10 protein-coding genes are annotated in these 13,284 nt (G+C 73.7%); 6 read left to right on the top strand and 4 right to left on the bottom strand.

The window, feature by feature from the left end; all coding sequences use genetic code 11:
* The 4 genes from AC07D6_RS25410 to AC07D6_RS25425 form a co-directional block, all read right to left on the bottom strand.
* A partial coding sequence (locus AC07D6_RS25410; protein ID WP_479047965.1) for a cbb3-type cytochrome c oxidase subunit I occupies positions 1-434 on the bottom strand: 434 nt, incomplete at its 3' end.
* Positions 435-899: 465 nt separating this feature from the next.
* On the bottom strand, positions 900-1,583 hold the full coding sequence (locus AC07D6_RS25415) for a hemerythrin domain-containing protein (protein ID WP_479047967.1): 684 nt from the start codon (positions 1,581-1,583) through the stop codon (positions 900-902).
* Positions 1,584-1,644: 61 nt separating this feature from the next.
* On the bottom strand, positions 1,645-1,830 hold the full coding sequence (locus AC07D6_RS25420) for a hypothetical protein (RefSeq protein WP_479047969.1): 186 nt from the start codon (positions 1,828-1,830) through the stop codon (positions 1,645-1,647).
* 506 nt (positions 1,831-2,336) lie between these two features.
* Positions 2,337-3,497 carry an MFS transporter gene (locus AC07D6_RS25425; protein WP_479048252.1) on the bottom strand — a complete coding sequence of 387 codons (1,161 nt, stop codon included), beginning with the start codon at positions 3,495-3,497 and terminating at the stop codon, positions 2,337-2,339.
* Between the two features lie 366 nt (positions 3,498-3,863).
* On the opposite strand from AC07D6_RS25425, the gene AC07D6_RS25430 reads away from it, so the two are divergent.
* From AC07D6_RS25430 to AC07D6_RS25455, 6 genes are all read left to right on the top strand, one after another.
* Positions 3,864-7,577, top strand: a complete 3,714-nt coding sequence (locus AC07D6_RS25430; RefSeq protein WP_479047972.1) for a nitrate reductase subunit alpha — start codon at positions 3,864-3,866, stop codon at positions 7,575-7,577.
* Positions 7,577-9,274: a nitrate reductase subunit beta gene (gene narH, locus AC07D6_RS25435; protein WP_315880450.1), complete on the top strand. Its 1,698-nt coding sequence runs from the start codon at positions 7,577-7,579 to the stop codon at positions 9,272-9,274. The genes AC07D6_RS25430 and narH overlap by 1 nt, the downstream gene beginning before the upstream one ends.
* On the top strand, positions 9,271-9,915 hold the full coding sequence (narJ, locus tag AC07D6_RS25440; protein WP_479047974.1) for a nitrate reductase molybdenum cofactor assembly chaperone: 645 nt from the start codon (positions 9,271-9,273) through the stop codon (positions 9,913-9,915). Before narH ends, narJ begins: the two co-directional genes overlap by 4 nt.
* A complete protein-coding gene (narI, locus tag AC07D6_RS25445; protein WP_315880452.1) occupies positions 9,912-10,646 on the top strand; it encodes a respiratory nitrate reductase subunit gamma in 735 nt (244 codons plus the stop codon). Before narJ ends, narI begins: the two co-directional genes overlap by 4 nt.
* 481 nt (positions 10,647-11,127) lie before the next feature.
* Positions 11,128-12,003 carry an MEDS domain-containing protein gene (locus AC07D6_RS25450; RefSeq protein ID WP_479047977.1) on the top strand — a complete coding sequence of 292 codons (876 nt, stop codon included), beginning with the start codon at positions 11,128-11,130 and terminating at the stop codon, positions 12,001-12,003.
* Positions 12,000-12,956: an anti-sigma factor RsbA family regulatory protein gene (locus tag AC07D6_RS25455; protein ID WP_479047980.1), complete on the top strand. Its 957-nt coding sequence runs from the start codon at positions 12,000-12,002 to the stop codon at positions 12,954-12,956. Before AC07D6_RS25450 ends, AC07D6_RS25455 begins: the two co-directional genes overlap by 4 nt.
* Positions 12,957-13,284 lie beyond the last annotated feature (328 nt).

The raw sequence follows: 13,284 nt of genomic DNA on the forward strand, positions 1-13,284 counted from the left end.
CAGCCGAAGTCGGCGGTGCCTTGGGTGGTGAGCAGGCCGCTGACGACGATGAGGCCGCCGAAGAGGAACAGCCAGTAGGAGAACATGTTCAGCCGTGGGAAGGCCACGTCGGGGGCGCCGATCTGCAACGGCATGATCGCGTTGGCGAACCCGGCGAAGGTGGGGGTGGCGAACAGCAGCAGCATGATCGTGCCGTGCAGGGTGAAGGTCTGGTTGTACTGCTCGTTGGAGAGCAGTTGGATCCCGGGACGGGCCAACTCCGCGCGCAGCATCAACGCCAGCAGGCCACCGAAGAGGAAGAACCCGAACGACGTGATCAGGTACAAGTGCCCGATCTTCTTGTGATCCGTCGTGGTGAGCCAATCGACGACGATACGCCCCACACCCCGCCCCTTCACGGGCACAAGAGTGGACGACTCCATAGACGTGACCATGCGCAACCTCATCTGGGCGGTCGATGGCGGGTGGAAGGGCGGGCGGCTGCGCACCCCCATCGCACCATGGCAAACGCGGCGGGTGAGCGCGCGTCATGACGTCGCGGATTGGGCCTTTCGGGGAAGAAACACGTCTCATGGGACTTTGTGAGCGCCCGACAAGCCGCCGCCTGCCGTAGGGCCCCGGCGGGGTGCCGGGGAACTCCGCGCCGGCGGCCCGTACCGCCGGCGGAATCCTCCCGGCGGTACGGGTCGCCCCCGCCCCGTACCAGAGGCCGGGGCGCGGGGCGGCGCGGGGGAACGGGCGGAGCCGGGCGCGGGGCGCCGGGGCCGGCGGGAGGATGCCCTTCCCGCCGACCGGCGGGAACCGGGCCGTGGGACCTGCGGCACGGCTCGTCCGCGCGTCGCCCGCCGGTACCGCCGAGGTGCCGCGCGGCTGAGGACGGACCCGCCGGCGGCGGAGCGTCAGCGACCGCGCCGTGACCGGTCGACCGCACGCCACCTCGACACGGCCGCCGCGGCGAGCGTCGTGACCGTCCGGCCGAGGACCGCCCGGGCGCCGGCCGGGAGCGCGTCCCTCACCCGGTCCAGCGCGCTCAGTGGGACACCGGCCAGGGCGTTGCCCGGAGGCCGGCGGGGCACCGCCGGGTGCGGATGGGTCGGGGCGGTGCGGCGGACGGCCTCCCACGCCGTGCCCAGAGCGCGCAGGCGCTTCGGGTCGTGGCGCAGGGCTTCCTGCAACCGCGGCAGGAGCAGGTCCTCCTCGTCCCGGATGTCCTGCCGTATCAGCGCGAAGGCGCGCTCCACGAGCACGTCGCGGCGGGGGTCGGCGGGCCCGGTGCGCTCGATCTCGGCGACCAGGTCGTTGATCTCCTGGTGTTCCTCCTCGACCCGGGCGGTCAGGGCCTCGCCGTCGGGTGCCAGGCGGCGGAGCGCCGGCCACAGCACGGTCTCCTCGGCGAAGGCGTGGCTGAAGGTGAGCTGCACGATGTCCTTCAGCGTCCGCCGGCGCTCCTCCTCCGTTCGGCCGTCGGCCCGGTAGAGGTTCATGAGGCGGTCCAGTTCGGCGTGGTCGCGACGCTGCCGGACCAGGACGCTGCTCCTGCCGCCGAGTTCTTCCACGCTCTGCTGCGTGAGGGAGAGGGGCACCGTTTCTCCTAGTGGTCGATGGGGCGGTCGCCACCGCGGGCCGGCGGTGCGCCGGGAGCGGTCATCCCCGCCCCGGGGCGGGGCGCGGCCGGTCGCCGGCGGTGTTCGGGGGTGCGGAGCCGGCACTGCCGTGGCCGTCGGTCAGGTCGTGGAGCCACGGCACCGGACGGGCGACGCCCGTTCCGAGCAGGGATACTCCGTCGGCCAGGAGCGGGGCCTGCCGCACGGGGCCATGGGCGTGGGTCATGAGCCGACCTCTTTCTCGTGCGGCGGCGGAGCGCCGTCCGGCTCTCACGAGGCCGACTACCCCGCACCGGCCCTCCTAGACGAACAGGACCGAGGTCTTCGGGTGCGTGCAGCGGGGCCTCGACGGTTCGTGTGCGACGACGGACCCCGAAGCCCTCGCGACCGCGCCGTACGTGGGGATCGACGCCTCCCCGGCGGGGACGCGGCGGTGGGGAGGTCCGTCGGGGCCGACCGGTGCCGGGCCGTTGGTGGCGCGGGTCCTGCCCGGGTTCGTCTCCGGGATCCGTCGGCCGCGGTTTTCCCGCGCCCCCGGACTCGGACTTCCCCCGCTGCCCGGGCGGCCCGACCGCGACGAGCGCCTGCGTGCCACGACCACCCCGACCGACGGCCGCCGGCCGCCCCCGCCGGGCGGGGCGGGGCGGGGCCGGCCGGGAACCGATCGGTTCGACCGCGTACCCAGGGAGCGGCGGATCCGGGGAAGGCGGGCACTCGGGCGTGTACGGCCCCTCAGGGGTGTGCGGACGCGCGGGTGTGGCGGCGGACGGCGGTCGCGGTGAAGACGCCGGCGAGGGCCGAGGTGATGGCCAGGAGCAGGTAGCCCCAGGTGTAGTCACCGGCGGCCCCGTAGACCGCGCCCATGACGAGCGGGGGGAAGAACCCGCCCAGTCCTCCGGCGGCGCCGACGATGCCGGTGACCGAGCCGATCCGGTCGGCGGCCACGAGGCGGGCGACGAGGGCGAAGACGGCGCCCGACCCCGCTCCGAGGGCGGCGGCCATCCCGAGGAAGGCGAGGGTCCCGAACGGCATCAGGGGGAGCTCGAACGCCGCGAGGAAGGCCAGCGCGGCGATGGCGCCGTACAGCCAGACGAGTACCGGCACCGGATGGACCCGGTCGCAGAGCCATCCGCCGATCGGCCGCGCGGCGACGGCGAGCACGACGAAGCCCGCGGTGCGCAGGGCGGCGTCGGAACGTCCGAGGCCGTAGGCGGTGGTGAGGTACGTGGGCAGGTAGACGCTGAAGGCGACGAAGCCGCCGAAGGTGACGGCGTAGAGGAAGGAGAGCTGCCAGGTGACCGCCATCCGCATGCCGGCCGCCGTGCGCGAGAGGAGCGAGCCGCCCGGGGCGGCTCGCTCCGACCGGTCGCGCAGGAGGAAGTGCGCGGCGACGGCGTAGACGGCCAGGAGGACCGCGACGAGGTCGAAGGGGAAGCTGCGCCCGACGGCGTCGGAGAGCTGCACGGTGGTGAACGCCGAGATGGCGGTGCCGCCGGTGCCGATGCCGAAGACGCCCAGGGCCAGACCGCGCCGCTCGGGCGGGTACCAGGCGTTGACGAACGGCACGCCGATGGCGAAGGTGGTGCCGCCCAGCCCGAGGAAGAAGCCCCCGACGAGGTACCCGGCCAGGGAGTCGGCCAGATGGCCCAGGTAGAGGACCGGGAGGATGGTCAGGGCGACGACGAGGGGGAACATCCGGTGGGCGCCGAGGCGGTCGGTCAGCGCGCCGACCGGGATCCGGCCGAGGGAGCCGACGATCACGGGCACGGCCACGATCAGGGACTGCTGGAACGCGCTGAGGCCGAGGTCCTCGCGCAACGTCGGTCCGAGCGGGCTGAGGAGGGCCCACGCCCAGAAGCCGACCGTGAAGCCGACGGTGGCCAGGGCCAGCATCCGCGACTGCCGCGCGGGAGCGGGGGCGTGGCCTGATTGCGGTACGCCGAGGCGCCTCAAGGCGTTCTCCTTTCCGAGGAGCGGTCGCGCCCCGCCGTCGTGACCGGGGGTCCGGTCCTTCCCGTGTGCCGGAGGCCGGCGGTGGCGGCGCGCTCGCCGTGGTGGGGGTGGGGCGGATGTGCCCCGGGACCGGGCGGCCCCGGGGCGGGGCCGCCCGGTCCCGTCCCTGCCGTACGGGAGGAGCCCGGACCGGCTTGGGGGACACTCCACCGCCATTAGGTCATGAAACCGTAAGAAATCGTCACATACGGGTAGCTTGGGCGGTCGAGTGTCTCTCAAGCCCCTGCCCAGGCGAGGTGACGGAACGTGACAGACGGCAAGGTTCCCCCGGGGGCCGACCGGCCCGGTGGCGGCGTGTCCGACGGCCCGGCCGCCGACGCGCTGTTGCGTGTCGGGCGCTTCTTCACCCGGCGCGACGTCTCCCCCGACGGGCGGACGGTCTTCCTGGAGGGCGGCCGGCAGGGTGACGTGTTCTACCGGGACCGGTGGAGCCACGACAAGGTCGTCCGCTCCACCCACGGAGTGAACTGCACCGGCTCGTGCTCGTGGAAGGTCTACGTCAAGGACGGCATCATCACCTGGGAGAGCCAGCAGACCGACTACCCCTCGGTGGGCCCCGACTCCCCCGAGTACGAGCCGCGGGGCTGCCCCCGGGGCGCCGCGTTCTCCTGGTACACCTACTCGCCCACCCGGGTGCGCTTCCCCTACGCCCGGGGCGTCCTGGTCGAGATGTACCGCGAGGCCAGGGCCCGCCTGGGCGACCCGGTGCTGGCCTGGGCCGACGTGGTGGACGACCCGGAGCGCCGCCGCCGCTACCAGCGGGCCCGCGGCAAGGGCGGCCACGTGCGGGTGACGTGGGACGAGGCGGTCGAGATGGTCGCCGCCGCACACGTGCACACCATCAGGCGGTGGGGCCCGGACCGCGTCGCGGGCTTCTCCCCGATCCCGGCGATGTCGATGGTGTCGCACGCGATCGGATCGAGGTTCATCGAGCTGATCGGCGGCTGCATGACCTCCTTCTACGACTGGTACGCCGACCTTCCGGTGGCGTCCCCGCAGGTCTTCGGGGACCAGACCGACGTGCCGGAGTCCGGCGACTGGTGGAACGCCGCCTACCTGGTCATGTGGGGCTCCAACGTCCCGGTCACCCGGACGCCCGACGCGCACTGGATGACCGAGGCCCGCTACCGGGGCCAGAAGGTGGTCGTGGTGTCGCCGGACTACGCGGACAACACCAAGTTCGCGGACCTGTGGCTGCACGCCCAGCCGGGCACCGACGGGGCCCTGGCCATGGCCATGGGCCACGTGATCCTCACCGAGTGCTTCGTCGAGCGCCAGGTGCCGATGTTCGCCGACTACGTGCGCAGCTACACCGACCTGCCGTTCCTGGTGACGCTGGAGAGCCGCGGCGACGGCTTCGTACCGGGCAAGTTCCTGCGGGCCTCCGACCTCGGCGAGACGACCGAAGGGGCGCAGTGGAAGACGGTGCTCGTCGACGACCGCACGGGGGAGCCCGTCGTCCCGGGCGGCACGCTGGGGGAGCGGTGGACGGAGTCCGGCACGGGGCGCTGGAACCTCGACCTCGGCGGGACGGTCCCGCGGCTGACGCTCCTCGGGGAGGGGGCGGACCCCGTCGAGGTCCTCCTCCCGCGGTTCGACACGGCGGACGCGAACGGCGCCGTGCTGCGCCGGGGCGTCCCCGCCCGGCGCGTCGGGGGGCGGCTCGTGACGACGGTCTTCGACCTGATGCTCGCCCAGTACGGGGTGCGGCGCGACGGCCTTCCCGGCGACTGGCCGACCGGCTACGACGACGCGAGCCGGCCCTGCACCCCGGCCTGGCAGGAGCAGCACACCTCGGTTCCGGCCCGGACCGCGATCCGGGTGGCGCGCGAGATGGCCCGCAGCTCCGAGCGGTCCGGCGGCCGCACCATGATCATCATGGGGGCGGGGATCTGCCAGTGGTTCCACGGGGACACGACGTACCGGGCGATCCTCGCGCTGCTCATGCTGACCGGGTCCATGGGACGCAACGGCGGCGGCTGGGCCCACTACGTCGGCCAGGAGAAGTGCCGCCCCCTCACCGGCTGGACCGCGCTGGCCATGGCGACCGACTGGCAGCGCCCGCCCCGGCAGATGATCGGCACGGCGTACTGGTACACCCACACCGACCAGTGGCGGTACGACGGGTACCGCGCCGACGCGCTCACCTCACCGCTGGCCCGCGGCGACCTCGCCGGAATGCACACCGCCGACACCCTCGCGCTGTCGGCCCGGCTCGGCTGGATGCCGTCCTACCCGCAGTTCGACCGGAACCCGCTCGACCTGGCCGACGAGGCCGACGCGGCGGGCGAGGACCCCTCCGCGTACGTCGGCCGCAAACTGGTCTCGGGCGAGCTGGGCTGGGCCTGCGAGGACCCGGACGCCGAGGAGAACTGGCCCCGCTGCCTCACCCTGTGGCGGGCCAACCTGCTCGGCTCCTCGGGCAAGGGGAACGAGTACTTCCTCAAGCACCTCCTCGGCACGCACTCCTCGGTGCGCGCCCAGCAGGCACCGCCGGAGAGCCGCCCCCGCGACGTCGTCTGGCGCGAGGACGCGCCGGAGGGGAAGCTGGACCTGCTGCTGGCCCTGGACTTCCGGATGACCAGCTCCACCCTCCTCGCGGACGTCGTCCTGCCCGCCGCGACCTGGTACGAGAAGCACGACCTGTCCTCGACCGACATGCACCCCTACGTGCACGCGTTCACGCCGGCGATCGACCCGCCCTGGGAGACCCGCTCCGACTTCGCCGCGTTCACGGCCATCGCCCGGCGCTTCAGCGAACTGGCGCGCGTCCACCTCGGCGTGCGCCGCGACGTCGTCGCCACCGCGCTGCAGCACGACACCCCGGGGGAGACCGCCCAGGCGCTGGGCGTCGTCCGCGACTGGCGGGACGGCGCGGCCGATCCGGTCCCCGGGCGGACGATGCCGGCGCTGACCGTGGTGACGCGGGACTACACGGCGGTCGCGGACAAGCTCGTCGCGCTCGGCCCGCTCACCGAGCAGGCGGGCCTGGCGGCCAAGGGACTGGTGCTCCACCCCGACGACGAGGTGGAGCACCTCGGGCGCGTGAACGGGGTGATGCTCGGCGGGGCGGGCGACGGACGGCCCGCCCTGGACACCGACGCCAAGATGGCCGAGGCCATCCTCGCCCTCTCCGGGACCACCAACGGCCGACTCGCCGTCCAGGGGTTCCGCTCCGTCCAGGAGCGCGTCGGGCGCCCGCTCGCCCACCTCGCCGAGGGCAGCGAGGAGCGGCGGATCACCTTCGCCGACACCCAGGCCCGGCCCGTGCCCGTCCTGACCAGCCCGGAGTGGTCCGGCAGCGAGACCGGCGGCCGGCGCTACGCCGCGTTCACGGTCAACGTCGAGGAGCTCAAGCCCTGGCACACGCTCACCGGGCGCATGCACTTCCTCCTCGACCACGACTGGATCCACGAGTTCGGCGAGACGCTCCCCGTCTACCGGCCGCCGCTGGACATGCACCGGCTGTTCGGGGAACCCAGGATCGGCCCGGACGGCGGCAGGCAGGTCACCGTCCGCTACCTGACCCCGCACTCGAAGTGGTCCATCCACTCCGAGTACCAGGACAACCTGTTCATGCTCTCCCTGTCCCGCGGCGGCCCCACCGTGTGGATGAGCCCGGCCGACGCCGAGGCGATCGGGGTCAGCGACAACGAATGGGTCGAAGCGGTCAACCGCAACGGCGTCATGGTGCTGCGCGCCATCGTCTCGCACCGCATGCCCACCGGCACGGTCTTCGTCTACCACGTGCAGGAACGCGTCGTGAACGTCCCCGTCGCCGAGACCGGCGGGCGGCGCGGCGGCATCCACAACTCCCTGACCCGCATCCTCGTCAAACCCACCCACCTCATCGGCGGGTACGCGCAGTTGTCGTTCGCCTTCAACTACCTCGGCCCCACGGGCAACCAGCGCGACGAGGTCACCGTGATCCGCCGCCGCTCCCAGGAGGTGACGTACTGATGCCGGACGACAAGCCGATCGGACGCTGCATGGCGCAACTGGCCATGGTGATGAACCTCGACAAGTGCATCGGCTGCCACACCTGCTCGGTCACCTGCAAACAGGCGTGGACCAACCGCAGCGGCGTCGAGTACGTCTGGTTCAACAACGTCGAGACCCGGCCCGGACAGGGCTACCCGCGGCGCTACCAGGACCAGGAGCGGTGGCGGGGCGGCTGGGTCCGCACCCGCGGCGGCCGTCTCCGGCTCAAGGCCGGCGGACGGGTGCGCAAGCTGTTCACCCTCTTCGCCAACCCGGTGCTCCCGCACATCCGCGACTACTACGAGCCCTGGACCTACGACTACGAGAACCTCACCACCGCACCGCTCTCCGACGACTTCCCGGTCGCGCAGCCGAAGTCGCTGATCTCCGGCGAGCCGATGCGCGTGGAGTGGAGCGCCAACTGGGACGACAACCTCGGCGGCGGCGCCGAGGTGTGCGACGGCGACCCGATCATCGAACGCATCCGGCGCGAGGCCGAGGAGAAGGTGCGCTTCCAGTACGAGCAGGCGTACATGTTCTACCTGCCGCGCATCTGCGAGCACTGCCTGAACCCCTCGTGCGTCGCCTCCTGCCCCTCGGGGGCGCTGTACAAGCGGTCCGAGGACGGCATCGTCCTCGTCGACCAGGACCGCTGCCGGGGCTGGCGGATGTGCGTGACCGGCTGCCCGTACAAGAAGGTCTACTTCAACCACCGCACCGGCAAGGCCGAGAAGTGCACGTTCTGCTACCCCCGCGTCGAGGTCGGCCTGCCCACCGTGTGCTCCGAGACCTGCGTGGGGCGCCTGCGCTACATCGGGCTGGTCCTCTACGACGCCGACCGGGTCGGCGCCGCCGCCTCCGTCGCCGACGAGAAGGACCTCTACCAGGCGCAGTTGGACGTGCTCCTGGACCCGTCCGACCCGCGGGTGATCGCGGCGGCCCGCCGGGACGGCATCCCCGACGACTGGCTGGACGCCGCGCGCCGCTCCCCGGTCCACGCCCTGATCAAGGACTACCGGGTGGCGCTCCCGCTCCATCCGGAGTTCCGCACGATGCCGATGGTCTGGTACGTGCCGCCCCTCTCCCCGATCGTCGACGCGCTGACCGACACCGGCCACGACGGCGAGGACGTCGACAACCTGTTCGGCGCCGTCGACACGCTGCGGATCCCGATCGAGTACCTCGCCGAACTGTTCACCGCCGGCGACCCCGACCCCGTCCGCCTGGTGCTGCGGCGGCTGTCCGCCATGCGCTCCTACATGCGGGCCGTCAACCTCGGCGACCCGCCCGACGAGCGGGTCGCCGAGGCGGTCGGGATGACCGGGCACGAGCTCACCTCGCTCTACCGGCTGCTCGCCGTCGCCAAGTACCACGACCGCTACGTCATCCCCACCGCCTACGAGGAGCAGGGCCGGCAACTGGAGGAGACCGGTTGCAGCCTCGACTTCGAAGGCGGCCCGGGGATGTACGGCAGCGGCCCCTTCGGGGAGGCGTCGGGTCGGCCCGTGCCCGTGTCCGTCGAGACGTTCCACGCGCTCAAGGAACGCCAGACCACCAGCGGCCTGGCGGACCCGCAGGAGCCGGGCGCCCGCGTCAACCTGCTGAACTGGGACGGCAAGGGCCGCCCCGAGGGCCTCTTCCCGCCCGAGCCCCCGCACCCCGAGGAGAAGCCGTGATCGCCGAGCGCCACGCCGCGGTGGTCTGCCAGGCCGCCGCCGTCCTGCTGCAGTATCCCGACGAAACCGTCCGGGACCGCGTCCCCCTGGTCGCCGACGCCGTGCCGGCGCTGCCTCCCGGAGCGGCGCGCTCGGCGCTGACCCGCTTCCTCGACCACTTCGCGGCCGCGCCGCCGCGCGACCTCGCCGAGCACTACGTCGCCACCTTCGACCGGCGCCGCCGCTGCTGCCTCTACCTGACCTGGTGGACCGACGGCGAGACCCGCCGCCGCGGCGGGTCGCTGGCCGCCCTGAAGGACCGCTACCGCCGCCACGGCCTCGAACTCGGCGACGGCGAGCTGCCCGACTACCTGCCGGTCGTCCTCGAGTACGCGGCCACCGGCGACCTGGCCGACGGACTCGCCCTCCTCCAGGAGCACCGCGCCGGTGTCGAGCTGCTCCGGCTGGCCCTGCGGGACGCCGGCTCCCCCTACACCGCGGTGGTCGAGGCCGTGTGCGCCCTGCTGCCCGGCCCCTCCCCGCAGGACCGGGCCGCCGCCCGGCGCCTGGCCCGCACCGGGCCGCCCCAGGAGACCGTCGGCGTGGAGCCCTTCGGCCTGGAACCCTTCGGCTCGGCCCCCGCGGGAGGTGTCCGGCGATGAGCGCCCTCGACACCTTCCTGTGGGGCGTCCTGCCCTACGTCACCCTCGTCGTCCTCGTCGGCGGCACCGTCTGGCGGTACCGGTACGACCAGTTCGGCTGGACCACCCGCTCCTCCGAACTGTACGAGTCCCGGCTGCTGCGCATCGGCAGCCCCCTCTTCCACTTCGGCATCCTCGTCGTCGTCGTCGGCCACGTGATCGGGCTCGTCATCCCCGAGGGCTGGACCACGAACGCGGGCCTCTCCGAGCACGCGTACCACGTGCAGGCCCTCGTCCTCGGCGGCGTCGCCGGCTTCGCCACCCTGGCCGGCGCGGGGATCCTCGTCTACCGCCGACGCGCCACCGGCCCCGTGTTCATGGCCACCACGCGCAACGACAAGGCCATGTACGTCGTCCTCGTCGCGGCCCTGGTCGCCGGACTCGCCACCACCCTGCTGGGCACGGGGACGGTCGGCGGGGAGCACAACTACCGCGAGACCGTCTCCCCCTGGTTCCGCTCCGTCTTCCTCCTGCGGCCGAACATCGACTCGATGGCGGCCGCGCCGTTCGCCTTCGAGCTCCACACGCTCATCGGCATGCTGCTCTTCGCCATCTGGCCGTTCACCCGGCTCGTCCACGCCTTCACCGCCCCCCTCGGCTACCTGTTCCGCCCGTACGTCGTCTACCGGTCCCGCTCCACCCCCCTCCCGGCGCGGGGTCCCCGCCGCGCCTGGCAGCGCCCGAACCCGTGACGGGAGCCGGCGGCGGACGACCGGCGTGCGCCCCGGCACGCCGTCCCCGGCCCGGGGGAGGCGGCGCCGGCCACCGCGCCCCGTGACCGCGGCGACGGCGGTCCACCGCACGCGGTCGTGGTCACGACCCCGGAAGGCACCCGCCACGCGGACCGGCCGACGGCATGCCCGGGCGTCTGGGACGGGGCCGGCCGCCGCCCTCGTGGCAGGGCCGGCCGGCCCGGACAGGTACGAGGGCGCGTACGGCAGGTGCCGCACACGTGGATCATCTGTTGTGCGGCGGTGATCCGGCCCCCGGAAGGACCCGGGTGACGGCGTGCGGCGGGGCGCGGCTCACGGGCGCGCGAGGGGCCGGGGCGGAGCCCGGCCCCCGACCACGACCGCGGCGAAGTAGGCTGAGGCCCACACGCCGGACCACCGTGCGGTCCGGCGTGCTTCCATGGACGGGAAGACCGGAGTGGACGGGATGAGGGGAGGCACCATGGTGATGGTGCCGGAGACGGCCGCACCGCCCGAGCGGGCGCCGGCGGTGGGACGCCACTCCAGTGTGGTCTTCTCCGACGACCGACAGTGGGCGGAGCACCTCTGCGCGTTCGTCCGCGGCGGCTTGGACCGGGGCGAGCAGGTGCGGTACTTCGCGGACACGACCGATCCCGAGCGGGTCCTGCGCGCGCTCACCGACGCGGGGATCGACGCGAGGACCGCCGTGACCCGCGGGCAGCTGTGCGTGTCGCTGGCCGCGCAGACGTACCTCGCCGGCACCGGTTTCGACCCGGACGGGATGATCGGCCTGTGGCACGACGCGGTCGAGGAGGCTTCCGCCCGCGGGCACCGGGGGCTGCGGGCGATCGGTGAGATGTCCTGGGCCGCGCGGGACGTGGCCGGTGCCGACCGGCTCCTGGAGTACGAGCTGCGGGTCCACCACGAGGTCTTCGAGCGGTTGCCGCTGACGGCCTGGTGCTTCTACGACCGCCGCCTGCTGCCCGACGCGCACGTGGACGTCCTGGCGGGCGCCCACCTGACGCACCGGGGGGACCCCGTCGCCGAGCCGGCGCTGCACGTGGCCCCGCTGACCGACCGCCCCGGTTTCCTGATGTCCGGATCCGCCGGATACGACACGCGGAGCGTCGTGGCCGCCGCGGCCGCCGCGGTCAGGGGTGCTTCGGCCCCGCGGGTGGAACTGGACTTCACGGCCCTGCGCCACCTGGACGCCGCGTCACTGGCCACCCTGGCCGACGCCGCGGCGGGGCGGCCCGGGGAAGCACCGCTGCGCGTCCGGCAGCCGCCCCCCTCGCTACGACGGCTGCTGGAGCTGTTCCCCGCGCTCGGTTCCGAAATGGAGGTGGTGGGCCGATGACGACCTCCATGCGATCGGCCGGCGAAGAGGGCCGGCAGGACCTCTTCTTCCACCCGGCGCTGTTCTACGGGACCGAGGAGGAGTACCTCGACGGCCTCGGGGCCTTCGTACGGGGCGCGTTGGACGACGGGCAGCCCGTGCTGGTCGCCGTCCCCGGCTGGCGCCTCCCGCTGCTGCAGGACGCGCTCGACGGCGCCCGCGAGCACGTCACGTGGGTGGACATGACCGACGCGGGGCGCAACCCGGGGCGGATCCTGTCGATGCTCCAGGAGTTCGCCGACCGCCAGGACGCGTCCGCTCCGGTGTCGATCGTGGGGGAGCCGATCTGGGTCGGGCGCACGCCGGCGGAGACGTGGGAGGCGACCCGCCACGAGGCGCTGATCAACCTCGCCTTCGAGGGGCGCCGGGCCAGCATCCTGTGCCCCTACGACATCGCGTTGCCCGAGGACGTGCTGGCACAGGCGTACCGGACCCACCCGGTCGTCGGTGCCCCGGGGGCCTACCGCGCCAGCTCCCGTTACGCCGATCCGCACGACGTCTGCCGCGACTGCGACACCCCGCTGCCCGAGCCGGCGGACGCCGTCGTCGTCCCGTTCGGCGAGCAGGACCTGGCGCCCACGCGCGACGAGGCCGACCGCTGGGCGGCGGCCACCGGCCTGTCGCCGGCGCGTCGCACGGACTGGCTCCTCGCCGTCAGCGAGGCGATCAGCAACTCGGTGCGCCACGGCGGTGGCAGCGGGTCCCTGCGCATGTGGAGGGACGCCGGTGAACTCGTCGCGGAGATCAGCGACGGGGGCCGCCTCGCCGATCCCCTCACGGGCCGTCGCCGCCCCGATCCCTACGCGCCGACCGGCGGCCGAGGCGTGTGGATCATGCATCAGCTGTGTGATCTGGTGGAGATCCGCGCGTCGGTACGGGGCCTCGTCCTGCGCCTGCACATGCGGATGGAGTGAGACACGAGGCAGGGGGGAGCGGCCCCGCGGTCCCGCACGGGAGAACCGGCCGCGAAGCCGTGACCCCCGCGCCCGTGCGGGACGGAGCCCGGCGCCGTCCGGGCGCGGGGAAGCGCCCCCGGACGGCCGGGGAGGGAAGGCCCCCGGCGCGGCCCGACCCGGGAGCGGCGGTGCCGCGCGGCACCGCAGGCTCCGACACCGGCGGGTCTCCGCCGCCCCGCCGGTTGCGGGCGCGTCGTTCCGCGCCCACCCCCTTCCGGCCGGGCGGTGCAGGCGTACGGCGACCGCCCGGGTCGTCTCGCGGGCGAAGGGCGAGAACCCATGCCCG

It is taken from the genome of Streptomyces sp. NPDC045287, assembly GCF_056432325.1.

Excerpts from the sequence above, each read along its gene's own strand:
- AC07D6_RS25420 (WP_479047969.1), bottom strand. The coding sequence starts at position 1,830 with ATGACCCACGCCCATGGCCCCGTGCGGCAGGCCCCGCTCCTGGCCGAC.
- AC07D6_RS25450 (WP_479047977.1), top strand. The coding sequence starts at position 11,128 with ATGGTGATGGTGCCGGAGACGGCCGCACCGCCCGAGCGGGCGCCGGCG.
- narI (WP_315880452.1), top strand. The coding sequence starts at position 9,912 with ATGAGCGCCCTCGACACCTTCCTGTGGGGCGTCCTGCCCTACGTCACC.
- AC07D6_RS25455 (WP_479047980.1), top strand. The coding sequence starts at position 12,000 with ATGACGACCTCCATGCGATCGGCCGGCGAAGAGGGCCGGCAGGACCTC.
- AC07D6_RS25425 (WP_479048252.1), bottom strand. The coding sequence starts at position 3,497 with ATGCTGGCCCTGGCCACCGTCGGCTTCACGGTCGGCTTCTGGGCGTGG.
- narH (WP_315880450.1), top strand. The coding sequence starts at position 7,577 with ATGCCGGACGACAAGCCGATCGGACGCTGCATGGCGCAACTGGCCATG.